Genomic DNA, 25,167 nt, shown 5'->3' with positions numbered 1-25,167 from the left:
GCGTTTAAGCACGGGGCGAACCGGGTCACCGGTCTCTCGCACTGCTCGAGCAGGTCGCACGAATCCGTGCCGCTCTACCTGCCTGACGGCCTACAGCTTTGCACACGCTACGTCCTGGAGTGCCTCAGGCTTCCAGATAACGCTGCGCCACGTGCTCGACGGCTCCGCGTGAAGGCTGGGCCAGGTGCGGCGCGACCAGCATCATCACCTGGTAGACCACCAGGCGGCTTTCGCCGTGGTTGCCGAGGATGCGCTGGTAATCCAGGGAAAACAGCAGGGTCAGGGTGATCTGTTCCACCAGTTGGCCCAGGGCGCGGGTATCGCTGACCAGTTGCCCATCGGCCATCAAGCGTGCCAGCAGGGACGCCAGGGTGCGCTTGAGTGCGTTGAGCCAGTGGCGGATGCCGCGCTCCAGCTTGGGCAGGCGTCCTGCCAGGTTGGACAGGTCCTGGAACAGGAAACGGTACTGCGCCAGGCGCTCGACGATCAGGTGGAGGAACAGCCAGTAGTCCTCGACATCCAGCTGCGCCTCGGCGGGAGGATCGAGCAGCGGCGCCATCTCAGCCTGGAAACGCTCGAACAGTTCGAGAATCAGCGGTTCCTTGCCGTGGAAGTGGTAGTAGAGATTGCCCGGACTGATCTCCAGTTCGTTGGCGATCTCCAGGGTCGAGACGTTGGGCTCGCCCTGCTGGTTGAACAGCAGCAGGGCGGTTTGCAGGATGCGCTCGCGGGTTTTCATCCGGTCTTCTTGTTTGTGGCGCGAAAGCGGTGACGATAACCGTCCGGCGCGCCCTCGACCAGCCCCTGGTTTGCTGTGCCTGGGCTCAGCGGCGTTGTGTTCGGTATGCTCGGCTAGCGCCCTGCAGTGACGCACCGCTGGAACTCGCGAGGCGCGTCATGCGTCTTTGTCGTGAGCGCCAATCGTACCGATATGCCGCAACGCCAGCGCGGCGAGGATCGCCAGGATCGCGATACCCAGAGCGCTGAGGCTGGTAGACAGGCTCAGGCCCTGGATGAAGGCGGCCCTGGCTTGCTCGAGTAAGCCAGCGGGCAAGTGCTGCGCCACCGCCGAGGATGCCCAGAGGCTGTCGCCGACGGCCCTGGCAAGCTCTTGCGGTAGCGCCGCGGGAATATGCTCGAGGATGCGCAGGCGATAGACCGTGGCGGCCAGGCTCCCGAGGGTCGCCACTCCCAGCGCTACACCCAGCTCCTGGACCATCTCGGACATCGCCGAGGCGGCGCCGGCCTTGTCCGCTGGTGCTGCCCCCACCACCAGGTCGGTGCCCAGTGCTGCGATGGTACCCAGGCCGAAGTAGACCAGGGCAAAACCGCCCACCAGCAGGCCGATACCGGATGCGTCCCGCACTTGCGCGAGCAACAGGTAGCCGAGTGTTGACAGTGCCAGGGCTACGGCGACGACCAGACCCGGGCGGATGTGCCGGGCGATCAGCGGCGCCACGATCCCGGCCGCAACCATGGCCAGAGCCGGTGGCGCCATCCATATGCCGGCGGCCAGTGGCGAGAGCCCCAGCACCAGTTGCAGATACTGGGTGACCAGCAACATGGTGCCACCGACGGCTATCAGGCCGACCAGCAGGACGATCAGCGCGGCGCTGAATGTCCGGCTGGCAAACAGTGCCATGTCCAGAAACGGTTCGGCGAGGCGCCGCTGCCGACGGACGAACAGCACGGCAAAAAACACCCCGGCAGCCATGCTCAGCAAGGGGCCGAGTTCCACGCCGGCCTTGCCGAGCTCCTTCACACCGTAGATCGCCGGCAGGATGGCGGCGAGCGATAGCGCAACGCTGAGCAGGTCGAAGCGGCCGCTGTGCGCCGAGCGGTACTCCGGGAGCAGTACCGGGGCCAATGCCAGCAACAGGGCAATCACCGGTAGCGCCAGGAGAAACGAGGCGCCCCACCAGAAGCGCTCCAGCAGCACACCGCCGACCAGCGGCCCCACTGCCATGCCCAGCGCGAACATGGTTGCCCACACACCGATAGCCTGGGCGCGCTGGCGAGCATCGGAGAACATGTTGCTGATCAACGCCAGGGTGGAAGGCATCAGGGTCGCCCCGGCCACGCCCAGAGCGGCGCGCGCGATGATCAACATCTCGGCACTGGTGGAGTAGGCCGCCAGCAGCGAAGCGCCGGCGAACGCTGCGCCGCCGATCATCAGCAGCCGTCGGCGGCCGACCCGGTCGCCCAGCGTGCCCATGGTGATCAGGAAGCCGGCAATCATGAAGCCGTAGATATCCATGATCCAGAGTGCCTGGGTGCTGCTGGAGTCGAGGTCCGCTGCCAGGGCCGGAAGCGCCAGGTACAGAAGAGTGACATCGAGGCCGAGCAGCATAGTGGGTAAGGCCAACACTGCCAGCCCCAGCCACTCGCGGACTCCGGCATGGGGCGTGGCTGCGTGGCTGGTAGCGGGCGAGTGGGGCGGCGATAGGTTTCGGTTGCAGTCGAGGCTCATGTTGCCTTCTCCTCCATGATGGGAGAGGGCATTATTGGAAGGCTATTTTGGTATTACAATTTAGTAATTTATCCTATTACTCGAGGCAATACCTTGACCCCCGTGCGCACCCTCGACCGTACCCGCCAGGACCTTTCCGAGTTCCTGCTCTATCATCGACGCAAGCTCGGGCCTGCCGATGTCGGCCTGCCCGCCACCGGCCGCCGGCGAACCCCGGGTCTCAGGCGCGAGGAAGTGGCCGCTCTCGCCGGGGTCGGCCTCACCTGGTACACCTGGTTCGAGCAAGGGCGCGACATTGGCGTGTCCGAGAGCTTTCTGCTTAACGTCGCGCGTGCCCTCAAGCTGGATGACGCCGAGTGCTGCCATCTCTTTCTGCTGGCGCATCGTCGTCCGCCACCTGCCGAAGCCCATCAGTGGCCGTCGGTCACTCCGCTGATTCAGCAACTGATGGACGACCTGGTTGCGCGACCGGCCTACGTCATCAACCTGCGCTGGGACGTCATCGCCTGGAACGGGGCGGCAGACCAGCTGTTCGGCTTCGCCGGCAGGACCCTGGCGGAGCGCAACTTCATCCGTATGGTGTTCACCGCCCCGGACCTGCGCAAACGCCTGCCAGAATGGCGCGAGGATGCGCAGCGCCTACTGTCGCACTTTCGCTGTGATCTTGCCGCGGCGCCGCGGGACGACCCGGCCATACTGGCGCTGACTGAGGAGTTGCAGAGGCTGTCGGCGGACTTTCGCCGTTGGTGGGAAACGCCGGGTGCGGGCGAATACAGTCGCGGAGTGCGCACGATTAGCAGCGTCGACGATCCGCTTCGCCTGGAATTCCAGCACGAGATACTTACCGTGGATGAGCATCGCCATCTACGCATGGTCGTCTATTTTCCCGCCGGCCTGCCCGCGACGGGATCGGCAGCAACTGATGGGCTGTCATAGGGCGGCAACAGAGCCAGGCGGGCCACCAAGCCTTGTGCAGTGACGGGCTGTTCCTGAGCTAGGAGCTCAGCGAATATGCACGTAGGTGCCGGGGGCCGCCTCCATGGCCGGATGGTTCTGGTTGCCCAGCGCCATCAGGGTTTCGCGTTGCTCGCCGGAGCGGGCCTGAATCCATTCCAGCCACTGTGGCCACCAGCTGCCTTGCTGGTGCGTAGCGTCGTGATACCAGGCGCGTGGGTCGGAGGTGAGCTTGGTGTTTTCGTAGTAGTTGGCCTTGGGGTTGCCCGGCGGGTTGAGAATGCTCTGGATATGCCCGCTGTTGGACAGGATGAAGCGGCGGCTGCCGCCGAGCAGCAGGGTCGAGCGATAGACCGCATCCCAGGGCGTGATGTGATCGTTGATGCCGGCCACGCTGAAGCTGTCGACGTTGACCTTGGCCAGGTCCACCGGAGTACCGCAGACCTCCAGCGCACCCGCACGGCTGAGCGGGTTGTGCTTGAAGAAATCGATCAGGTCGCCATGCAGTGCAGCGGGCAGGCGGGTGTTGTCGTTGTTCCAGTAGAGGATGTCGAAGGCCGGCGGTTGCTTGCCGAGCAGGTAGTTGTTGACCCAGTAGTTCCAGATCAGGTCGTTGGGGCGCATCCAGGCGAATACCCTGGCCATGTCGCGGCCGTCCAGCACGCCTTGCTGGTAGGAGCGGCGCTTGGCCGACTCGAGGGTTTCCTCGTCGGCGAAGAGCATCGCCGGGCTGTCGATCTGACTATCGAGCAGGCTGACCATGTAAGTGGCGCTGGAAATCTTGCGCAGTTGGCGGCGTGCCTGCAGGTGGCCTTGCAGGGCGGCTATGGTCAGGCCGCCCGCGCAGGCGCCGAGCAGGTTGACGTCCTTGCTGCCGGTGATGGCGCGGCAGGCATCGACGGCCTCCTCGACGGCCTGCACATAGCTCGACAGGCCCCATTCGCGGTGACGCGGGTCGGGGTTGCGCCAGCTGATCATGAAGGTCTGCAGGCCGTTCTTCAGTGCGTACTGGACGAAGCTCTTGTCGTTGGACAGATCGAATATGTAGTACTTGTTGATCTGTGGCGGCACGATCAGCAGTGGGCGCAGGTACTGCTTCTCGCTCATCGGTTTGTACTGGATCAGCTCCAGCAGCTCGTTGCGAAATACCACGACGCCTGGCGTGCAGGCCAGATTACGGCCGACCTCGAAAGCATGCTTGCTGACCTGGCTAGGCAGGCCGTCGTTGTTCAGCAGGTCGTCGAGCAGGTGGCGCAAGCCCTTGAACGCACTGCTGCCACCGGTGTTGAACAGCTCCTTGAGCGCCTGCGGGTTGAGTGGGCTGTTGGAGGGCGACAACGCGTCGCTCATCAGCGATAGGAGAAAGCGCGCGCGGGCGCGGTCATCGGCCGACAGGTCGCTGTCGTCGATCCACGCAGCCAGTTGTTTCTGCCACGCCAGATAGGCCTGCAGGCTGCGCCGGTAGAAGGGATTGAGGTGCCAGGTCGGATCGGCGAAACGCGCGTCCAGCGGGTTGACCTTGTGCGGGGTGTCGCCCAGCAGCACGCGTCCGAGCTGGCCGCCAAAGGCCAGCAGATGACGACCGCTGCGCAGCGGATTCTTCAGGCCCTGTGCCGCCAGCAGGCGCATGGTGGACAGCAGATCGCGACCGCGTACGCCGACCACGGCGCTCTGGGCATTCATGAAACTGGCAGGTGCCGGCAGTGAAGCCGGGTTCGACTTGTCTCGCATGGGGCAACACTCCATCGTCAAACCGTCTAGAGACGTTCATGGCGCGGACTGCCTGACACGCACCTTGTACTTGTGCACGGTGTGCAGCAAGCCCTGTACCAGGCGCGCGGGAAGTGCATTCCAGAGCGCCGCGTCGAAAAACGAGAGGCCTTGATGGGCCCCTTTGTCGAGCACGCAGAACATTGCGCACCAAACCGGTGCCGTCAATGCTGGCGCAATGGTGTGGGCTGCGGGTGCATCACCGCGCGGTGCCGTTCCTCCTCGAGAAACTTCATGATGATCGGCGCCACTGCTTCGGCGCGGGTCACCAGGAACAGGTGGCCGTCGTCGATCACATGCAATTCGGCGTTGGGAATGCGCCAGGCCAACAGGCGCATGTTGATCAGCGGAATCAGCGGGTCGTCGTCGCCGGCCATCACCAGCGTCGGTTGGCGGATCTTGTGCAGCCAGTGGATGCTGGTCCAGCCGAGGCCGGCGAACAGTTGCCAGTAGTAGCCCATCTTTCCGCCCGAGCGCACCTTGCTGGCATGCGCCATAGCCAGCTTGGGATCACGACGGAAGGCGCCGCCGTAGATGTCTGGGGCGATGCGTACGCCATAGGACGGTTGCACATAGCGGCGCGGGCTGGCCATGCGCCAGAGCACCTTGGGTTTGCCCGGCACCATCACCGCGCCGGCCGAGGTGGCGGCGAGGATCAGCTTCTTGCAGCGCTCGGGATAGTCATGGGCGAACTGCTGCGCCAGGGCGCCGCCCCAGGATACGCCGATGGCATTGACCTGACCGTAGTCGAGGTAATCGAGCATGCGCGCTGCCAGCTTGGCCAGGCCAGGGAAGCGGTAGGGGGTTGCCGGCGTGGAGGAACCGCCGACACCGGGGACGTCGAAGGCGATGATTTCCAGCTCCGGATCCAGGGCGGCGACGAAGGGCATCACCAGCTCCAGGTTGGCGCCAATGCCATTGAAGATCAGCAGCGGCACCAACTGGCTGTTGCCTGGCCGCACCGCCGTGCGGATGGTCTGACCATCGAGATCGATGGTGCGGAATACGAATGGTTGCGGCATAGGCGCAGCCCCTGTGGAGTTGAGCGCTGGAGAGGGCCGTCCGGGCCGCCTCCAGGGTTACCAGGGGTTACCTGGCTCCACGCCGGTCAGACCGTCGTGGCGTGCGGCACTTCCCGGTGCCGCTGCGGTTGAGACTGAAAATCAGCGTTCGTGTACATAAGTGCCCGGTGCGGCTTCGCCAGCCGGGAATTTCTTGTTGCCCAGCGCCCGTGGAGCATTCTTGGTTTCGCCCGAGCGTTCGCTCAGCCACGTCTGCCAATGCAGCCACCAGGAGTCGGCATGCTTGGTCGAGGTTTCCTGCCAGGCCTTCGGGTCCAGCGGCATCTCGCTGTTGGTCATGTAGCGCGCCTTGGGGTTGCCCGGCGGGTTGAGAATGCTCTGGATATGGCCGCTGTTGGACAGCACGAACTCGCATTTGCCGCCGAACAGGTGCGCCGACTTGTAGCAGGAATCCCATGGCGTGATGTGGTCGGTGGTGCCGGCGAGGACGAAGAAATCACAGGTGACCTGCTTCAGGTCGATCGGTGTGCCGCAGACCTCCAGCGCACCTGGCCGGGTCAGTGGGTTGGTCTGGAACATGTCGATGAACTCGCCGTGCAGCGCGGCTGGCAGACGCGTGGTGTCGTTGTTCCAGTAGAGGATGTCGAACACCGGCGGCTCATTACCGAGCAGGTAGTTGTTGACCCAGTAGTTCCAGATCAGGTCGTTGGGGCGCATCCAGGCGAACACCTTGGCCATGTCGCTGCCTTCCAGCACGCCGGCCTGGTAGGAGCGACGCTTGGCGGCTTCCAGGGTCTTCTCGTCGGCGAACAGCGCCACCTGAGTGTCGAGCTGGGTGTCGAGGACGCTGACCAGCAGGGTCAGGGCGTTGACCTTCTGTTGGCCAAGCGCAGCGTAGTGGCCGAGCAGGGATGCCGTGGTCAGGCCGCCGGAGCAGGCGCCGAGCATGTTGACGTCCTTGCTGCCAGTGATGGCGCAGATCACGTCGATGGCTTCCTTGAGCGCCTCGATGTAGGTGGACAGGCCCCACTCGCGCTGCGCCTTGGTCGGGTTGCGCCAGCTGACCACGAAGGTCTGCACCTGGCTGCGCAACAGGAAGCGCGCCAGGCTCTTTTCCGGCGACAGGTCGAAGACGTAGAACTTGTTGATCTGTGGCGGCACCACCAGCAGTGGGCGCTCGTGCACGCTCTCGGTGATCGGCTTGTACTGGATCAGCTCCAGCACGTCGTTGCGAAACACCACGGCGCCATCGGTGGTGGCCAGGTTCTTGCCGACCTCGAAGGCTTCCATGCTCACCTGGCTGGGCATGCCGCCGTTGTGCACCATGTCCTTGGCCAGGTGCGAGAGGCCGTCGAGCAGGCTCTTGCCGCCGGTCTCGAAAAAGCGCTTGACCGCCGCCGGATTGGCCATGCTGTTGGACGGCGCCATGGCCTCGGTCATCAGGTTGATCACGAAGTGGCCGCGGCTGGCGTCCTGCTCGGACAGCGAGCTGTGCTCGATCCAGTCATGCAGCTCCTTGCGCCAGGCCAGGTAGGTTTGCAGGTAGCGGCGATACAGCGGGTTCTGGCTCCAGGCTGGGTCGGCGAAGCGGCGGTCGCCGTCTTCGGGCTTGAGCGCAGACTGGCCGAGCATGACGTTCTTCAGTTCGAGACCGAAATGGGCGACGTGCTTGGCGCTATGAAAGGGTTGCTTGAGTGCCTGAGAGAGCACCATGCGGGCAGAGGTCAGGAGGTCCTTGCCGCGGATACCAATTACCGGGTTGAGTCCCAGGGTGTTTTCCGAGGCCTGGCGTTTCAGGTCTTCGTTATTCTTATCACTCATCTACGACGCTCCATTGTCCTGAGACGAATACCGGCCTGCGAGGGCGCGCGGCGACACAGGGCCTGGTACTGCTCGGGTTACCGGGGGCGGATCGAGTCCGCCTATTTCGTTGCACCTGGCACAGCCAAATGCAGGGAACCTGCCAGTTCCTTGGTTACCCGAGTTTGTGAAGTTAAGCAAGCTGATCGATGACGCAGGAGTATGCCGCGATAGATTAGAAAACTCGCCCTAACTGTCGCTAACGTAGTCGTTGTCGGTTGTGCCTCGCCCTCTATGGCGAGGGTTTTCCGGGTGCCTCAGAGCATCAGGCGCACGACCGATTCGTTGGGGTCGCGGGATTTTCCGGCGGCGCTGAGCTGCGCCAGATAGTCGGCCCATAGCTGGTCATGACGGGTGGCCAGCTCATGCAGATATTCCCAGGTGAACAGGCCGCTGTCGTGGCCGTCGTCGAAGCACAGTTTCAGTGCATAGTTGCCGGCCGGCTCAATGCGCTCCAGGCCGACCTCGAGCTTGCCAGTCTGCAGGATCGGCTTGCCATGCCCCTGCACCTCGGCCGACGGCGAGTGCACGCGCAGAAATTCGGCGCTGAGCTGATAGCCCTGCTCTCCGTAACGCAGCTCCAGGATTTTCGAAGCCTTGTGCAGTTTGATCGCGCTGGGGATGGGCATGCTGGATTTCCGTTATCGGCAGCCCGGATGCAATCCGTGGGCTTCAGGAGCCCCGGATTTCATCCGGGCTACGGGGCCTACAGAATATAGCGCGACAGGTCTTCGTCCTGGGCCAGCTCGCCCAAGTGGCCGTTGACGTAAGCCGCGTCGATACGGATCGCCTCGCCGTTCTGCTGGCCCGCGAGATCGCCGGCGCTGAAGGAAACTTCCTCCAGCAGGCGCTCGAGCAGGGTGTGCAGGCGACGGGCGCCGATGTTTTCGGTCTTCTCGTTGACCTGCCAGGCGATTTCGGCCAGACGCTTGATGCCGTCTTCGGCGAACTCGATATCCAGCCCTTCGGTCTTCAGCAGCGCGCTGTACTGCTCGGTGAGCGAGGCATGCGGTTCGCTGAGGATGCGCTCGAAGTCCTGCGGGCTCAGCGCCTTGAGCTCGACGCGGATCGGCAGGCGACCCTGCAGCTCGGGCACCAGATCGCTGGGCTTGCTCAGGTGGAAGGCGCCGCTGGCGATGAACAGGATATGGTCGGTCTTGACCATGCCCAGCTTGGTGTTGACCGTGCAGCCCTCGATCAGCGGCAGCAAATCGCGCTGCACGCCCTCACGCGAGACGTCGGCACCGCCGGTATTGCCGCGCTTGGCGACCTTGTCGATCTCGTCGATGAAGACGATGCCATGCTGCTCGACCGCCTCCAGCGCGCGGGCCTTGAGCTCTTCTTCGTTGACCAGGCGGGCGGCCTCCTCGTCGCGCACCAGTTTCAGCGCGTCGGCGACCTTGAGCTTGCGGCTCTTCTTCTTGCCCTTGCCGAGGCCGGCGAACAGGCTTTGCAGCTGGTTGGTCATCTCCTCCATGCCCGGCGGGGTCATGATCTCCACGCCCATGGGCGAGTCGGCCACTTCGATGTCGATTTCCTTGTCGTTCAACTGACCTTCGCGCAGGCGCTTGCGGAACAGCTGACGGGTGTTGGAATCCTCGCTGCGCGCCGGCTCGTCACCGAAACCCTGGCGTGCGGGCGGCAGCAGGGCGTCGAGAATGCGCTCTTCGGCGGCATCTTCGGCGCGATGGCGGACCTTGGTGATTTCCTGCTCGCGGAGCATCTTCACTGCGGCGTCGGCCAGATCACGGATGATCGATTCGACGTCGCGGCCGACATAACCGACCTCGGTGAACTTGGTGGCTTCCACTTTGAGGAACGGCGCATTGGCCAGCTTGGCCAGGCGGCGGGCGATCTCGGTCTTGCCGACACCGGTGGGGCCGATCATCAAAATGTTCTTCGGCGTGACTTCCTGGCGCAGATCGGCCGGCAGCTGCATGCGTCGCCAGCGGTTGCGCAGGGCGATGGCTACGGCGCGCTTGGCGTCGTCCTGGCCGATGATGTGGCGGTTGAGTTCGTGGACGATCTCGCGGGGCGTCATGGACATGGAATCGGGCTCGCTATCGAATCTGTATGAAGAACGGACGTCACTCGGGGGCGTCCAGTTCCTCGATGGTCTGGTGATGGTTGGTGAACACGCAGATGTCACCGGCGATACCCAGCGCAGTCTGGGCAACCTCGAGGGCGGACAGGTCGGTCTTCATCAGCAGGGCGCGCGCGGCAGCCTGGGCGAAGTTGCCGCCGGAGCCCATGGCGATCAGGCCTTCCTCGGGTTCGACGACGTCGCCGTTGCCGGTGATGATCAGCGAAGCGTCCTTGTTGGCCACTGCCAGCATGGCTTCCAGACGGCTCAGGCTGCGATCGGTGCGCCAGTCCTTGGCCAGCTCGACGGCGGCGCGAACCAGGTGGCCCTGGTGTTTCTCGAGCTGACCTTCGAAGCGCTCGAACAGGGTGAAGGCGTCGGCGGTGGCACCGGCGAAGCCGGCCAGTACCTGGCCGTGGTAGAGGCGGCGCACCTTCTTGGCGTTGCCCTTCATGACGGTGTTGCCGAGGGAAACCTGGCCGTCGCCAGCCATCACGACCTTGCCGTGGCGGCGCACTGAAACGATGGTGGTCAAGGGTGAATCTCCACGCTGCGGGGCGAACTTGCCCGGATGGAAACTCAGATGGGGTGCCCGCCGCAGCTTTTCAACCGGCGGCGGATCAATCGGCGATCAGCGGACCTGGCGCTGCTGTAACAGCAGGTTGCTGAAGCCGCCGGCTGCCAAGGTCTTCTGCGCGCTGGCCAGTTGCTCGCGGCTGGCGAAGGGGCCGACCAGTACGCGGTGCCAGGTTTCCTCGCGCACCTTGCCGGTTTCCACGCGTACGTTCTGGCCGAGCAGGATGATCTGCGCGCGCAGGCCGTCGGCGTCATCGCGTTTGCGGAAGGAGCCGGCCTGGAGGAAGAACTGCGTGGTGACCGGCGCGCTGGCCAGCACGGGCGGAGGAGGCGGTGGCACCTGGCCGTTGAGTGCCGCTTCGGCGCGGGCCGTGTCGATCTTCGCGGCTTCTTCCGGCGTGACCGGCTTTTGCTCAGGCACGGGTGGCGGCGTTTCTTCCAGGGCCTGCGGCAGGATCACTTCCGACTCCGGCAGCAGGGTGTAGAAGTCGTACTTGGGTCTGGCCGGCTCGGGTTGCGTCGGCTTCGGCTCGGGCTTGGTGCTGCGCACCTGTTCGCCCTTGTCGCGCTTGATCTCGTCACGGCCCGGTTCGAGGCTGAACAGGAACATGAAGAAACCGCCGACCACCAGGCCGCAGGCCAGCCAGATCCAGCCCGGTACGGGCTTCTTCGCCGGGGCTTGATAGCGACTGGCGCCGCGTTTCGGCGCCGGTTTCTTGCGCGCTGCCATTTACATCCGCTCCAGAGTTTCCAGGCCGAGCAGCTCCAGGCCCTGCTTGAGGGTGCGGCCGGTAAGTGCAGTCAGGCGCAGACGGCTGTCGCGCGTGGCGTCGTTCTCGGCGCTGAGGATCGGGCAGTTTTCGTAGAAGCTGGAGAACAGGCCGGCGATGTCGTACAGGTAGGCGCACAGAATATGCGGAGTACCCTTTTCGGCTACGTTACCGAGCAGTTCGTTGAACTGCGCCAGCTTAGCGGCCAGGGCCTGTTCCTGCTCGGCGACCAGGGTGATTTGCCCGCCGATTTCGTCCACACCCTTGCCCAGCTTGCGGAATACGCCGGCGACACGGGTATAGGCGTACAGCAGGTAGGGCGCGGTGTTGCCCTCGAAGCTGAGCATCAGGTCGAAGTTGAAGCTGTAGTCGCTGGTGCGGTGCTTGGACAGATCGGCGTATTTCACCGAGGCGATACCGACCACGCGGGCGATCTGACGCAGCTCGTCTTCGGCCAGGTCAGGGTTCTTGTCCTTGACCAGGCTGTAGGCGCGCTGCTCGGCTTCGTCGAGCAGTTGTACCAGCTTCACGGTGCCGCCGTCGCGGGTCTTGAACGGGCGGCCGTCCGGGCCGTTCATGGTGCCGAAGCCCATGTGTTCCATGTCCATGCTGGCGGGTACGAAGCCGGCCAGGCGCGCGCAGGCGAAGACCATCTGGAAGTGCAGAGCCTGGCGCTGGTCGACGAAGTACAGCACGCGGTCGGCCTTGAGCGTGCCGGCGCGGTAGCGAGTGGCGGCCAGGTCGGTGGTGGCGTACAGGTAGCCGCCGCCAGCCTTTTGCACGATCAGCGGCAGTGGGTTGCCCTCGGCGTTCTTGAACTCGTCCATGAATACGCATTGGGCGCCGTTGTCTTCGGTCAGCAGGCCCTTGGCGGCGAGGTCGGCGACCACATGCGGCAGGTCGTCGTTGTAGGCGCTCTCGCCCTTGACGTCAGCCATGCTCAGCTTGACGCCGAGGCGGTCATACAGCGCCTGGCAGTGCGACAGGGAGATGTCGTTGAAGCGGTGCCACAGACGCAGGCACTCGGCGTCGCCGGCCTGCAGCTGCACCACCAGCTCGCGGGCGCGGTCGGCGAACTCGGGGGATTCGTCGAAGCGCTTCTTCGCGGCGCGGTAGAAACCTTCCAGGTCGGCCAGCTCGCTCTCGGCGGCGGCCGGGTTTTCCTGCATGTAGGCCAGTAGCATGCCGAACTGAGTGCCCCAGTCGCCGACGTGGTTCTGGCGGATTACCGTGTCGCCGAGGAACTCCAGTACGCGCGCCACGCCGTCGCCGATGATGGTCGAGCGCAGGTGGCCGACGTGCATTTCCTTGGCCAGGTTCGGCGCCGACAGGTCGACCACCACGCGCTGCGCCGGGCCGTTCTTGCGCACGCCGAGCTTGGCATCGGCCCGCGCGGCTTCCAGGCGCTGGGCCAGGGTGTCGCTGTTCTGGAAGAAGTTGAGAAAACCGGGGCCGGCGATTTCCACCTTGGTGATCTGCTCGTCGGCCGGCAAGGCAGCGATCAGCTTCTCGGCCAGGTCGCGCGGCTTCATGCCCGCCGGTTTGGCCAGCATCATGGCGATATTGCTGGCGAAATCGCCATGGCTCTTGTCCTTGGTGTTCTCCACCTGGATAGCCGGCGTCAGGCCTGCAGGCAGCACGCCTTCGGCGGTGAGGCGGTCGAGGGCTTGCTGGATCAGGTGGCGAATACTGTCTTTCATGGTCGGCTCGGGTTGCCTTGGGGCTTTGGTCGAAAACTGCGCATTATAAGAGCAGCTGCAAGCTGCAAGCCACAAGCGGCAAGGAAAAGCGTGCCGCGTTTCCGTGGGTAGTGGGTAGGGTGGGCTTCAGCCCACCAAGGCTGGCCGCTGTTGGTGGGCTGAAGCCCACCCTACGGACTGAAGCGGGACGCCGCCCGGCCCACCCTGCGGATTAGAGGCCTGCAGCGTGTCGCTTAGAAAAGGTCGATCGGGTCGACATCCAGTGACCAGCGCACTGCACGGCCGCTGGGCATCTGTTCCAGCGCATGCAGCCAATGGTTGAGCAGGCGGTGCAGCGGGGCGCGGGCATTGCCCTGCAGCAGCAGTTGCGCGCGGAAACGGCCGGCGCGACGCTCCATCGGCGCCGGTACCGGGCCGAGCAACTCGATGCCGGTCAGGCCCAGTTCGCCCAGCAAATGCTCGGCTTCGCTGCAGGCCTCATCGAGAAAGCTTTCCGCCTGGCCCGGCTTGTGCGCTTCGGCGCGTAGCAGAGCCAGGTGGCAAAAGGGCGGCAGGCCGGCGCCGCGGCGTTCGCTCAGCGCCTGTTCGGCGAAGGCGAAGTAGCCTTGTTCGGTCAGTTGCACCAGCAGCGGATGGTCGGCCAGATGGCTCTGGATGATCACCTTGCCCGGCTCTTCGGCACGGCCGGCGCGGCCGGCGACCTGCACGATCAGCTGTGCCATGCGCTCGCTGGCGCGGAAGTCGGCCGAAAACAGGCCGCCGTCGGCATCGAGGATCGACACCAGCGTCACTCTGGGGAAGTGATGACCCTTGGCGAGCATCTGGGTGCCGACCAGAATGCACGGCTCGCCCTTGTTGATGGTGGCGAACAGGCGATCCATGGCGCCCTTGCGCGAGGTGCTGTCGCGGTCGATGCGCAGCACCGGGTAGTCGGGAAACAGCACCGCCAGGCGCTCTTCGGCGCGCTCGGTGCCAGCGCCGACCGGGCGCAGGTCGACGTGCTGGCATTTCGGGCAATTGCTCGGTTGCTTCTCGACATGGCCACAGTGATGGCAGCGCAGTTCCTGATAGCGCTGGTGTACGGTCATGCGTGCATCGCAACGCGGGCACTCGGAGAGCCAGCCGCAGTCGTGGCAAAGCAGGGTCGGGGCGAAGCCGCGGCGGTTGAGAAACACCAGCACCTGCTGGCCGGCCTTCAGGGTCTGGGCGATGGCCTGTTGCATCGGCCCGGAGATACCCGAGTCCAGCGGCCGGCTTTTAACGTCCAGGCGCAGGAAGCGTGGCTGGCTGGCGCCGCCAGCGCGTTGGGTCAGCTTGAGCAGGGCGTAGCGGCCGCTGTAGGCGTTGTGCAGGCTTTCCAGCGAGGGCGTGGCCGAGCCGAGGACGATGGGCACGTCCTCCTGGCGGGCGCGCACCAGCGCCAGGTCGCGCGCGTGGTAGCGCAGGCCTTCCTGCTGTTTATAGGAGGCGTCGTGTTCTTCGTCGACGATGATCAGCCCCGGGTTCTTCATCGGCGTGAACAGCGCCGAGCGCGTGCCGATGATGATGTCGGCCTCGCCGTCGCGCGCTGCCAGCCAGGCGTCCAGGCGTTCGCGGTCGTTCACCGCCGAATGCAGCAGGGCGATACGGGCGTTGAAACGACGGGAAAATCGGTCGAAGGTCTGTGGGCCGAGGTTGATCTCCGGGATCAGCACCAGGGCCTGCTTGCCGGCTTGCAGGCATTGGTGGATCAGTTGCAGGTAGACCTCGGTCTTGCCGCTGCCGGTGACGCCGGCCAGGAGAAAGGCATTGAACTGGTCCCAGCCCGATGCCACGGCATTCACCGCTGCGCGCTGCTCGGCGTTCAGTGGCAGCTCCGGCTGCGCCAGCCAGTGCGCCGGTTTCGCATGAGGTTGGGTGCGGCGCACCTCGACCCGTACCAGCCCTTTCTCATGCAGCAGTTGCAGGCTGTCGCGGTTGAGTTGCAGCTGGCTGAGCAGGCTGTGGGCCACACCATGCGGATGCTGTGCCAGCGCCTTGAGCGCGTCGCGTTGGCGCGGGGCACGGGCCAGGCGTGGGTCGTCGACGCTGGCCTCTTTATTGACCAACCAGTAACGTTCCTGGCGGGTTTCGGCCGGCTCGCCTTGGCGCAGCAATACCGGCAAGGCCCAGCTCAGGGTGTCGCCGAGGCTGTGCTGGTAATACTGCGCCGTCCACAGGCACAGCTTGAACAGCGACGCTGGTAACGGTGGGCGGGTATCGAGCAGTTCCAGGGCTGGCTTGAGCTTGTCCGTTGGGACTTCGCTCTGGCTGTCGACTTCCACCAGCACGCCGATCATCTCGCGCCGGCCGAAGGGCACGCGCAGGCGTACACCGGGCTGCAAGGCACTGCGCGACACGCCAGCGGGGGCGAGGTAGTCGAACAGGCGGCGCAGCGGCGAGGGCAGGGCGAGGCGCAGGATCAGGTTGGGCAAGCCAGAAGCTCCATTGACAGGCCGGCGATCTTAACACGCGACGACCGGCGCCTTGCGTGGCTTGCATCGGCCTGAGCGTCTGGTAAGATGCGCGGCCTATTTCTGTGCGGTGCCTGACATTGGTCGGGTGGCGGCACGACTACCCCGAGGAAAGCACGATGAAAGCCGATATCCATCCGAACTACGTCGAAATCGACGCTACCTGCTCCTGCGGTAACGTGATCAAGACCCGCTCCACCCTGGGCAAGAACCTGAGCCTCGACGTTTGCTCCGAGTGCCACCCGTTCTACACCGGTAAGCAGAAAGTGCTGGACACCGGCGGCCGTATCGATCGCTTCAAGCAGCGCTTCGGCGTATTCGGCGCCAAGTAAGCGACCGAACGAAAACGGAATCTGGCATGCGCCACTCCGTGATACTGAAAAAGGCGTCCCTGGTGGGCGCCTTTTTCGTTTCTCTGCTGTGCGTCGATCTGGCGCAGGCCTTTTGTCCACACCGCGCAGATCTGGTTCAGGTCGCCGTGCGTCAGGTGGTCGACGGCGACACCGTGCGCCTGGTCGATGGGCGCAGCATTCGCCTGATCGGTATCAATGCGCCCGAGTTGGGGCGCAAGGGGCGCAGTGACGAGCCTTTCGCCGTGCAGTCCAAGCGCCGCCTGCAGGCGCTGGTCGATGCCAGCGATGGGCGTGTCGGCCTGCTCTACGGCGAGCAGCGCAAGGACCGTTACGGTCGCACCCTGGCCCATCTTTACGACCGCCAGGGGCGTAATCTGGAAGCGCAGTTGCTGGGCGAAGGCCTTGGTTTCATGGTCGCTGTGGCGCCCAATAGCGCGCTCGTGAGTTGTCAGGCAGAGGCCGAGCGCCTGGCGCGGCGTCAGCGTCTGGGGGTGTGGCGTACCGAGCAAGTGAAAACGGCTGGCCAGCTGAATGGTGGTGGCTTCGCCCTGCTCGGCGGGCGGGTTACCGGCGTGCAGCGCAATCGCGGTGGCCTCTGGCTCGATCTCGATGGAGGTCGGGTGCTGCGCGTGGCGCCAGAGCTGCTCGGCGAGTTCGACGTGCGCGCGTTGCAGCGGCTCGAAGGGCGACGGGTGGAGGCGCGGGGCTGGGTCATCGATCGCCAGAGCCGCGGTGGTTTGAAATCCGGGCAGGCGCGCTGGATGTTGCCGCTTACCCATTCGGCGATGCTGGAGGTGTTGCCATGATACGTGCATTGACGCTGTGTCTGATTTGCGGCTGGTTGGCGGGTTGCGCGGTCAATCCTGCCACTGGCCGCACCGATTTCGTGATGATGAGCGAGCGCCAGGAGCTGGATCTCGGCGCGCGCTACAACCAGGAAATCCTCAAGCAGTATCCGCGCTACGAGGATGCCAAGCTGCAGGCCTACATTCAGCGCGTCGGCGAACGGGTGGCACGCAGCAGCCATCGCAATCAGCTCAAGTACGTCTTCACCCTGGTCGACAGCCCGGACGTCAACGCCTTCGCCCTGCCGGGGGGCTACATCTATATCCATCGTGGCCTGCTCGCCTATCTCAACTCCGAGGCGGAGCTGGCCGCCGTGCTGGGTCACGAGGTTGGTCACGTGACCGCGCGCCATAGTGTCCGCCAGCAAAGTCAGTCCACGGCCTGGGGGTTGCTCGGTCAGGCTGCGGCGATCGGTACCGGTGTCGGCGCGGTAGGGGATCTGACCAGCGCCATGGGCAATGCTTTCGTGCGCGGCTACGGGCGCGACATGGAGTTGGAAGCCGATGGTCTTGGCGCGCAATACCTGGCACGTGGTGGCTATGATCCGCAGGCGATGATCGAGGTGGTCAAGGTGCTCAAGGGGCAGGAGGATTTCGCCCGCGAGCAGGCTGCCAAGCGGGGCGAAGCACCTGCAACTGGAGGCTATCACGGCTTGTTCGACACGCACCCGGACAATGATCGGCGTTTGCAGGAGGTGATTGGGCCAGCGCGTGCGCTGGCGGGCGGCAATCAGGAAGTGGGGCGCGACAATTTCCTGCAGATGCTCGACGGCTTGGTGTTCGGCGATTCGGCAGCCAGTGGCATTCGTCGCGGACGCAATTTCTATCACGGCGAGCTGGACTTCACCCTGAGCTACCCGCAGGGCTGGCAACTGGTCAATCGCCCTGATGTGCTGATCGGTCATACCCCTGATGAGCAAGCTTTCATCGCCATGACCCTGGAGGCGGTGGACAAACGTCTGTCGCCTGCCGAATTCCTTCGCCAGCGTGTCGGCAACCAGCGTCTAGTGGCGGGCGAGGAGTTGCGCCTTGGCGCGCAGCAGGGCTATACGGCGGTGTTGCAGGGCCAATCGGCGCGGCGCGTTGCGGTGATCTATCGGGGCGACAATGCCTACCTGTTCGTGGCGGCGGTGAAAGGGCGCGCTTCGCTGGAAACCGAGGACCAACGTTTCCTCGATGTCATCCGCAGCTATCGGCCGCTCAAGGCGGCCGAGCGCAAGCTGGCCGAGCCGGTGCGCCTGCGTCTGGTGCGGGCCAAGGCGGGGCAGAGCATCTCTGCTTTGGCCAAGGATTCGCCGCTGCCAGCTGATGGCGAGGTGCAGCTCAGGCTGCTCAACGGGCTCTACCCAAGCGGTGAACCGCGCCCTGGCGAGTGGCTGAAAACGCTGCGCTAGCGCGGCGCTTCAATCGCGACCGAACGGTCTTGTGCAGGTGTATACAACTTGCGTATCCTCGGCCGCCTGCCCGTTCAACAGCCAACAAAAGCGGAAATGCCACTATGTCAGATCTAAAAACTGCCGCTCTCGAATATCACGCCCAGCCCCGCCCCGGTAAGCTGAGCGTCGAGTTGACCAAAGCCACTGCTACTGCCCGCGACCTGTCGCTGGCCTACAGCCCGGGTGTCGCTGAGCCGGTTCGCGAAATCGCTCGTGACCCCGAGCTGGCCTACCGTTACACCGGTAAGGGCAACCTGGTAGCCGTAATTTCCGATGGCACCGCTATCCTCGGCCTGGGTAACCTCGGTCCGCTGGCCTCCAAGCCGGTGATGGAAGGTAAAGGCGTGCTGTTCAAGCGTTTCGCCGGTATCGATGTGTTCGATATCGAAGTCGATTCGGAAAGCCCGCAGGCGTTCATCGACACCGTAAAGCGCATCTCCATCACCTTCGGCGGCATCAACTTGGAAGATATCAAGGCCCCCGAGTGTTTCGAGATCGAGCGCGCACTGATCGAGCAGTGCGACATTCCGGTATTCCACGATGACCAGCACGGCACTGCGATCGTTACCGCTGCCGGCATGCTCAACGCCCTGGAAATCGCCGGCAAGACTCTCGAAGAAGCCAGGATCGTCTGCCTGGGCGCCGGTGCTGCCGCCATCTCCTGCATGAAACTGCTGGTGAGCATGGGTGCCAAGGTCGAGAACATCTTCATGATCGACCGCAAGGGCGTGATTCACGCCGGTCGTGACGATCTGAACCAGTACAAGGCAGTGTTCGCTCACGAGACCGATCGCCGCACCCTGTCCGATGCGCTCGACGGCGCGGATGTATTCGTCGGCCTGTCCGGCGCCAATCTGCTGAGCCCGGAAGATCTCAAGCGCATGGCGGCCAACCCGATCGTCTTCGCCTGCTCCAACCCGGATCCGGAAATCAAGCCGGAGCTGGCGCACGAGACGCGCAATGACGTGATCATGGCCACCGGTCGTTCCGACTACCCGAACCAGGTCAACAACGTTCTGGGTTTCCCCTTCATCTTCCGTGGTGCTCTGGACGTGCGCGCCACCCGCATCAACGAAGAGATGAAGATCGCCGCAGCGCTGGCGCTGCGTGACCTGGCCAAGCTGCCGGTGCCGCAGGAAGTCTGTGACGCCTACGGCGGTATCGAGCTGTCGTTCGGTCGCGAGTACATCATTCCGAAGCCGATGGACCAGCGTCTGATCACCGTGGTTTGCGATGCAGTGGCCAAGGCTGCCATCGAATCCGGTGTGGCGACTCTGCCCTATCCGAAGCACTATCCGCTGAAGTCGGTGGATGAAGTGTTCAACGGCTGATCAGCCGAGCAATAAAAAAACCCGCTTCGGCGGGTTTTTTATTGTCGGTGATTCGGCTCAAGGCGACGCTTGCTGTCGCCTGAGCCTCAGTCCTAGAACAAGTCGATCGGCGCCATCTCGTCGGCCGGCAGCGGGCTGCCCGGAACACCCATGCCGGGTTCGAACTCACTCATCGGTGGTGGCGAGTCTTCGCTTTTGAACAGCTCGAAGTAGGCATCCGGCGTGCCGGGTGCCGCAGCGCGGCCGCTGACCGGATCGACGCGCAGCGTCAGCAGTCCCTTGGGTTCCTTGGGCAGATGATTGGGGCGATCCTTGAGCACCGCGCCCATGTAGTTCATCCAGATCGGCAGCGCGACAGTACCGCCGTACTCATGGCGACCGAGGCTCTCCGGCTGGTCGAAGCCTGCCCAGGCGGTGGTCACGTAATCGGCGTTGTAGCCAGAGAACCAACTGTCTTTGGACTCGTTGGTGGTACCAGTCTTGCCCGCCAGGTCGTTACGTCCGAGAGTCATTGCGCGGCGGCCGGTACCGCGCTTGATCACATCCTGCAGCATGCTGGTCATGATGTAGGCGGTGCGCTCGTCGATGATCTGCTCGGCGACCTTGGGTTCCTCCAACGGCAACTCATCAGTTGCGTTGACGGTGAGGGTGGCATTCTCCTCGGTCGGTGCGCTGCCAGGCACGCGGGCTGGGTTGGCGCGGAACAGCGGTTTGCCGTTGCGGTCGTCGATGCGTTCGATCAGGTAAGGCTCAATCTTGTAACCGCCATTGGCGAAGGTGGCCCAACCCTCGGCGATTTCCATGGGCGTCAGGCTGGCGGTGCCAAGTGCCAGCGACAGGTTGCGCGGCAGGTCTTGTGGGTCGAAGCCGAAGCGCTCGATGTAACGAAGGCTGCGGTCGATGCCCATGTCCTGCAGCAGGCGGATGGAGACCAGGTTTCGCGACTTGTATAGCGCCTCGCGCATACGAATCGGACCGAGGAAGGTGTTGTTGTCGTTCTTCGGGCGCCACTTCTGCGACAGATAGTCGTCGGAGAGGATGATCGGCGCATCGTTGACCAGCGTCGCCGCAGTGTAGCCGCTATCGAGTGCCGCGCTATAAATGAAGGGCTTGAAGCTCGAGCCAGGCTGGCGCTTGGCCTGCACGGCGCGGTTGTAATTGCTCTGATCGAATGAGAACCCGCCGACCAGAGCCTGAATGGCGCCGCTGTAGGGGTCGAGGGAAACCAACGCGCTCTGCGCCGCAGGCACCTGGGTAAAGCGCAGGCTGCCATCCTCCTGGCGTTGCACGCGCACGATATCTCCAGGCTGGACGACATCGGCAGGTTGCTGCGGGCGCGGGCCCAGGCTGTTGGTATTGAGATAGGGGCGTGCCCATTTCATGCTGTCCCAGGCCACGGCCTGCTCTTCGCCGTTGCGGGTCAGCACCATAATGCCGCTTTTCTCGACCTGGGTAACCACTGCCGGCTCCAGGCCGCCGATGCTGCGGAACTTGGCTAGTTCGGTCAGCCAGGTTTCGCGGGTCATACCTGGCAGGCGGCTCTCGGGGCCGCGATAGCCATGGCGCTGGTCGTAGGCGATCAGTCCGTCACGTAGCGCGATATTGGCCGCTTCCTGCAGATGGCTGGGCACGGTGGTGGTGACATTGAAACCTTCTGTATAAGCCTCGCTGCCGTAACGTCCGACCATTTCCGCGCGCGCCATCTCGGCGATATAAGGCGCGCTCAGTTCGGGCGTGGGAACGTGATAACGCGCGTCGACCACTTCGGCAAGCGCTTCCTCGTAGCTGGCCTGATCGATACGGCCCAGGCGATACAGGCGGCCGAGAATCCAGTCGCGGCGCTCCTTGGCTCGCGTCGGGTTGACCAGCGGGTTGTAGCGTGACGGTGCTTTCGGCAGGCCGGCGATCATCGCCATCTGCGCCAGGTTGAGCTCGCGGATCGATTTGCCGTAATACACCTGTGCGGCAGCTTCGATGCCGTAGGCGCGGTGGCCGAGGTAGATCTTGTTGACGTAGAGCTCGAGGATTTCGTCCTTGCTCAGCTCGCGCTCGATCTGCAAAGCCAGGAGGATTTCGGTGGCCTTGCGTGAGAAGCTGCGCTCACTGGTGAGGAAGAAGTTCTTCGCCACCTGCATGGTGATGGTGCTGCCACCGCTCTGAATCTGGCCGCTTTTCAATAATTGCGTGGCAGCGCGCATCAGGCTGGTCACATCGACGCCATAATGATTGGCGAAATTATCGTCTTCGGCAGCCAGCAGGGCGCTGATGAATTCCTTGGGGATCTCGTCGAAGCGAATGGGCGAACGGCGCATCTCGCCGAACTCGGCGATCAGCTTGGCATCGCTGCTGTAGACGCGCAGAGGAATCTGCAGCTGGACCTGACGCAGCGACTCGACGGACGGAAGGGTCGGGCTAAGATAAAGAAACGCGCCGCTGAAACTGAGCAACAGCCCACAAAAAACGGCAACGCAAGACCACCAGATGAACTTCAGCAGGCGTATCAAAATGTTCGGAATTCCAAGTAAAAGAATGAGTTAAGCAGGAGTCGAGGCAAAAAGGGAAAAGCTGATCACATTATAAGCGTTTTTTTTCCCGGGGAGCCATTTGCGCTTCTGTCAAGACTGATATTTAATGTGGAAAAACATAAATAGTCCGTAAGTCGCGGATGCCAATAGGAAAACGGTCGTGCTAGGGCTCTTCACTAAGAAAGCGAATACGCTGCTGGGGATCGATATCAGCTCGACTTCGGTCAAGCTCCTCGAACTGAGTCGCTCGGGAAGCCGCTACAAGGTAGAGGCTTATTCAGTCGAGCCGCTTCCACCCAACGCAGTGGTAGAGAAGAACATCGCCGAGCTTGAGGGGGTCGGTCAGGCACTCTCGCGCGTGCTGGCCAAGGCCAAGAGCGGCGTCAAGACGGCCGCGGTTGCTGTGGCGGGTTCGGCTGTCATCACCAAGACCATCGAGATGGAAGCCGGTCTTTCCGAGGACGACTTGGAAAACCAGCTGAAGATCGAGGCTGATCAATACATTCCCTACCCGCTGGAAGAAGTCGCCATCGATTTCGAAGTGCAGGGTCCGGCACCACGTAATCCCGAGCGGGTCGAGGTGCTGCTGGCTGCATGCCGCAAGGAGAATGTGGAGGTCCGCGAGGCAGCCCTCGCTCTCGCTGGGCTTACCGCGAAAGTGGTCGACGTCGAGGCGTATGCCCTCGAGCGCGCCTACGGTCTGCTCGAGGCGCAGTTGGGCGGCGGTCACGATGAGTTGACCGTCGCGGTGGTGGATATTGGCGCGACGATGACCACGCTCAGTGTTCTGCACAACGGCCGCACCATCTACACCCGCGAGCAGCTTTTCGGTGGCAAGCAACTGACCGAGGAGATCCAGCGTCGCTACGGTCTGTCTGTCGAGGAAGCTGGTCTTGCCAAGAAGCAAGGCGGTCTTCCAGATGACTACGACAGTGAGGTTTTGCAACCGTTCAAAGAAGCGGTCGTTCAGCAGGTTTCCCGCTCGCTGCAGTTCTTTTTTGCCGCAGGCCAGTTCAACGATGTCGACTACATTCTTCTGGCTGGCGGTACCGCGTCCATTCCTGATCTCGATCGGCTGATCCAGCAGAAGATCGGTACGCAGACGCTAGTGGCCAATCCCTTTGCCGATATGGCGCTGAGCAGCAAGGTCAATGCCGGTGCGCTGGCCAGTGATGCGCCGGCACTGATGATTGCCTGTGGTCTGGCGATGAGGAGTTTCGACTGATGGCGCGGATTAACCTACTTCCCTGGCGTGAACAGCTGCGCGAGGAGCGCAAACAGCGGTTTTTGGTAACTCTTGTCGGTGTCCTTGTTGTGGCTGCTGGTTTGGTATTTCTGGGGGATCAATTTCTCAGTGCGGCGATCAGTAATCAGAATGCGCGAAATGACTTCATAAAGAAGGAGATCGCAGTTCTCGATGCGCGAATCAAGGAAATCAGTGAGTTGAGAACGCGTCGCCAGCAATTGCTGGAACGTATGAAGATTATTCAAGACTTGCAGGGCAACCGACCAATTATCGGCCGGGTATTCGACCAGTTGGTGAGAACGCTGCCGGACGGTGTGTATTTCACCGATGTGAAAATGGCAGGTAAGAGCATTGCCATTATTGGCGCGGCTGAATCGAATAATCGAGTCTCGAACCTGATGCGTAACTTGGATGGTTCTGAGTGGTTATCCGCTCCCAATCTGACCGAGGTCAAAGCTGTTACGGCGGGGGCTTTGGATCAGGCGAATGTGTTTCAGTTGACAGTTCAGCAGACACAGCCTGATCAAGAAAAAGCGGAGGCGGTGCAATGAGTATTAAGAATTCCTTGGACAGCCTGCGCAGCATTGATGTCAACGACCTTGATCTGAATAATGTTGGGTCGTGGCCAGGCGCGGTCAAATTCATTGCCGGCCTGCTCTTGCTTATTGTTGTTCTGGCGTTGGGCTATAACTTTCACCTCAAGGATCTGCAGAACATGCTGGAGCAGAGCCAGCAAGAAGAGGTGACGCTAAAGGATCAGTTCACCACCAAGGCCTTTCAGGCGGCGAACCTGGAGGCTTACAAAGAGCAGATGCAGGAGATGGAGGTGTCCTTTGGCGCTCTTTTGCGTCAGTTGCCGAGCGATACCGAGGTTCCAGGGTTGCTGGAGGATATAACCCGTACCGGCTTGGGTAGTGGCTTGGAGTTCGAGGAAATCAAGCTATTGCCGGAGGTGGCCCAGCAGTTCTATATCGAATTACCGATTCAGATCAAAGTCACCGGTGGTTATCACGACCTTGCAACTTTCGTAAGCGGTGTTGCCAGTCTGCCGCGTATCGTTACCTTGCATGATTTCCAGTTGGTTCCAACCAGTGCCGAAAGCTCCAGCCGCCTGAACATGCAAATTATGGCCAAGACCTATCGCTACAATGATAAGGGGGCTCAATAATGAGTTTCTCTCGTTTGGTTCTGGTGGCCGGGTTCTCTCTTCTGACAGGATGCGGGATCGGTGGTGATTTTTCCGATTTGCGTATCTATATGGATGAAGTGCGCGCAAAGCCCAAAGGCTCGATTGAACCGCTGCCGACTTTTCAGCCGTATGAAAGCTTCACCTATCGTGCTGCCTCTTTGCGTAGCCCCTTTCAGCCCCCGGTCAAAATCGATGTCGTGACTCGGCAAAAAGGGGCGCCAGAGATCAAGCCGGATGAGAGCCGTGTCAAACAATTCCTCGAAGGGTTCAATATCGAAACATTCGAGATGGTTGGCACGCTGAGAAATGACCGCCAGTTATTCGCTCTGGTTAACGGTGCGGGTGGTGTTCATCGTGTAAAAGTAGGCGACTTTCTTGGGCGTAACCACGGCAAGATTCTCGTGATCGATGACTCCAAGATCGATGTTATGGAAATTGTTCCAGATGGCGAAGGTGGCTGGCTTGAGCGACCACGCAGCCTTTCCTTGAAGGAGCGCTCCTGACGGGGCGGGGTGAGAAATGAATATAAATAATCTGTCTGCCAC

The 25,167-nt window shown here is 62.8% G+C and carries 21 protein-coding genes; 9 read left to right on the top strand and 12 right to left on the bottom strand.

The window, feature by feature from the left end; genetic code table 11:
* Positions 1-124 precede the first annotated feature (124 nt).
* Entirely contained in the window at positions 125-739 is a 615-nt protein-coding gene (locus tag BLR77_RS07760; protein WP_074676436.1) for a TetR/AcrR family transcriptional regulator, read from the bottom strand.
* Positions 740-895: 156 nt separating this feature from the next.
* Entirely contained in the window at positions 896-2,470 is a 1,575-nt protein-coding gene (locus tag BLR77_RS07755) for an MFS transporter (protein WP_083366032.1), read from the bottom strand.
* 102 nt (positions 2,471-2,572) lie between these two features.
* Between BLR77_RS07755 and BLR77_RS07750 the strand changes: the two genes are divergently transcribed.
* Complete coding sequence (locus BLR77_RS07750) at positions 2,573-3,406, top strand: helix-turn-helix transcriptional regulator (RefSeq protein ID WP_238380554.1); 834 nt, start codon at positions 2,573-2,575, stop codon at positions 3,404-3,406.
* Positions 3,407-3,472: 66 nt separating this feature from the next.
* Here BLR77_RS07750 and phaC (BLR77_RS07745) read toward each other — a convergent pair whose 3' ends face one another.
* From phaC (BLR77_RS07745) to BLR77_RS07705, 9 genes are all read right to left on the bottom strand, one after another.
* Positions 3,473-5,155: a class II poly(R)-hydroxyalkanoic acid synthase gene (gene phaC / locus BLR77_RS07745; protein WP_074676434.1), complete on the bottom strand. Its 1,683-nt coding sequence runs from the start codon at positions 5,153-5,155 to the stop codon at positions 3,473-3,475.
* Between the two features lie 203 nt (positions 5,156-5,358).
* Positions 5,359-6,216: a poly(3-hydroxyalkanoate) depolymerase gene (gene phaZ / locus BLR77_RS07740; protein WP_003458999.1), complete on the bottom strand. Its 858-nt coding sequence runs from the start codon at positions 6,214-6,216 to the stop codon at positions 5,359-5,361.
* 141 nt (positions 6,217-6,357) lie between these two features.
* On the bottom strand, positions 6,358-8,037 hold the full coding sequence (phaC, locus tag BLR77_RS07735) for a class II poly(R)-hydroxyalkanoic acid synthase (RefSeq protein ID WP_074676433.1): 1,680 nt from the start codon (positions 8,035-8,037) through the stop codon (positions 6,358-6,360).
* 296 nt (positions 8,038-8,333) lie between these two features.
* Complete coding sequence (locus tag BLR77_RS07730; RefSeq protein WP_074676432.1) at positions 8,334-8,705, bottom strand: gamma-butyrobetaine hydroxylase family protein; 372 nt, start codon at positions 8,703-8,705, stop codon at positions 8,334-8,336.
* A gap of 77 nt (positions 8,706-8,782) precedes the next feature.
* Complete coding sequence (hslU, locus tag BLR77_RS07725; protein WP_074676431.1) at positions 8,783-10,123, bottom strand: HslU--HslV peptidase ATPase subunit; 1,341 nt, start codon at positions 10,121-10,123, stop codon at positions 8,783-8,785.
* Between the two features lie 40 nt (positions 10,124-10,163).
* The gene (gene hslV, locus BLR77_RS07720; RefSeq protein ID WP_003459006.1) at positions 10,164-10,694 is read right to left on the bottom strand and encodes an ATP-dependent protease subunit HslV; all 531 of its coding nucleotides are present in this window, start codon (positions 10,692-10,694) and stop codon (positions 10,164-10,166) included.
* Positions 10,695-10,790: 96 nt separating this feature from the next.
* Entirely contained in the window at positions 10,791-11,465 is a 675-nt protein-coding gene (locus tag BLR77_RS07715; RefSeq protein ID WP_074676430.1) for an SPOR domain-containing protein, read from the bottom strand.
* Positions 11,466-13,205 carry an arginine--tRNA ligase gene (argS, locus tag BLR77_RS07710; protein ID WP_074676429.1) on the bottom strand — a complete coding sequence of 580 codons (1,740 nt, stop codon included), beginning with the start codon at positions 13,203-13,205 and terminating at the stop codon, positions 11,466-11,468.
* 233 nt (positions 13,206-13,438) lie between these two features.
* Complete coding sequence (locus BLR77_RS07705; protein WP_074676428.1) at positions 13,439-15,658, bottom strand: primosomal protein N'; 2,220 nt, start codon at positions 15,656-15,658, stop codon at positions 13,439-13,441.
* A gap of 158 nt (positions 15,659-15,816) precedes the next feature.
* Between BLR77_RS07705 and rpmE the strand changes: the two genes are divergently transcribed.
* The 4 genes from rpmE to BLR77_RS07685 all read left to right on the top strand — a co-directional run bounded on the left by rpmE (position 15,817) and on the right by BLR77_RS07685 (position 19,662).
* Positions 15,817-16,029, top strand: coding sequence for a 50S ribosomal protein L31 (gene rpmE / locus BLR77_RS07700; RefSeq protein WP_003459015.1), 213 nt, complete (start codon positions 15,817-15,819; stop codon positions 16,027-16,029).
* Between the two features lie 26 nt (positions 16,030-16,055).
* A complete protein-coding gene (locus BLR77_RS07695; RefSeq protein ID WP_074676427.1) occupies positions 16,056-16,856 on the top strand; it encodes a thermonuclease family protein in 801 nt (266 codons plus the stop codon).
* Positions 16,853-18,289, top strand: coding sequence for a M48 family metalloprotease (locus BLR77_RS07690; protein ID WP_074676426.1), 1,437 nt, complete (start codon positions 16,853-16,855; stop codon positions 18,287-18,289). Before BLR77_RS07695 ends, BLR77_RS07690 begins: the two co-directional genes overlap by 4 nt.
* A gap of 104 nt (positions 18,290-18,393) precedes the next feature.
* Positions 18,394-19,662 (top strand): malic enzyme-like NAD(P)-binding protein, encoded by a 1,269-nt coding sequence (locus tag BLR77_RS07685; protein WP_074676425.1) that lies wholly within the window; start codon positions 18,394-18,396, stop codon positions 19,660-19,662.
* A 92-nt stretch (positions 19,663-19,754) separates the two neighbouring features.
* Here BLR77_RS07685 and BLR77_RS07680 read toward each other — a convergent pair whose 3' ends face one another.
* Positions 19,755-22,166 (bottom strand): penicillin-binding protein 1A, encoded by a 2,412-nt coding sequence (locus BLR77_RS07680; RefSeq protein WP_074676424.1) that lies wholly within the window; start codon positions 22,164-22,166, stop codon positions 19,755-19,757.
* 181 nt (positions 22,167-22,347) lie between these two features.
* Between BLR77_RS07680 and BLR77_RS07675 the strand changes: the two genes are divergently transcribed.
* Genes BLR77_RS07675 through pilP form a run of 4 tightly spaced genes read left to right on the top strand, consistent with a single transcriptional unit; the run spans position 22,348 to position 25,125 of the window.
* Positions 22,348-23,412, top strand: a complete 1,065-nt coding sequence (locus tag BLR77_RS07675; protein WP_017678539.1) for a pilus assembly protein PilM — start codon at positions 22,348-22,350, stop codon at positions 23,410-23,412.
* A complete protein-coding gene (gene pilN / locus BLR77_RS07670) occupies positions 23,412-23,984 on the top strand; it encodes a type 4a pilus biogenesis protein PilN (RefSeq protein ID WP_074676423.1) in 573 nt (190 codons plus the stop codon). The genes BLR77_RS07675 and pilN overlap by 1 nt, the downstream gene beginning before the upstream one ends.
* Positions 23,981-24,601 carry a type 4a pilus biogenesis protein PilO gene (gene pilO / locus BLR77_RS07665; RefSeq protein WP_074676422.1) on the top strand — a complete coding sequence of 207 codons (621 nt, stop codon included), beginning with the start codon at positions 23,981-23,983 and terminating at the stop codon, positions 24,599-24,601. Before pilN ends, pilO begins: the two co-directional genes overlap by 4 nt.
* Complete coding sequence (gene pilP / locus BLR77_RS07660; RefSeq protein ID WP_074676421.1) at positions 24,601-25,125, top strand: type 4a pilus biogenesis lipoprotein PilP; 525 nt, start codon at positions 24,601-24,603, stop codon at positions 25,123-25,125. The genes pilO and pilP overlap by 1 nt, the downstream gene beginning before the upstream one ends.
* Positions 25,126-25,167: the final 42 nt, after the last annotated feature.

This window comes from Ectopseudomonas alcaliphila, from assembly GCF_900101755.1.
GTDB lineage: Bacteria > Pseudomonadota > Gammaproteobacteria > Pseudomonadales > Pseudomonadaceae > Aquipseudomonas > Aquipseudomonas alcaliphila.
Note: the sequence above shows the minus strand (reverse complement) of the source record. Positions and strands in the feature narration are given on the sequence as shown.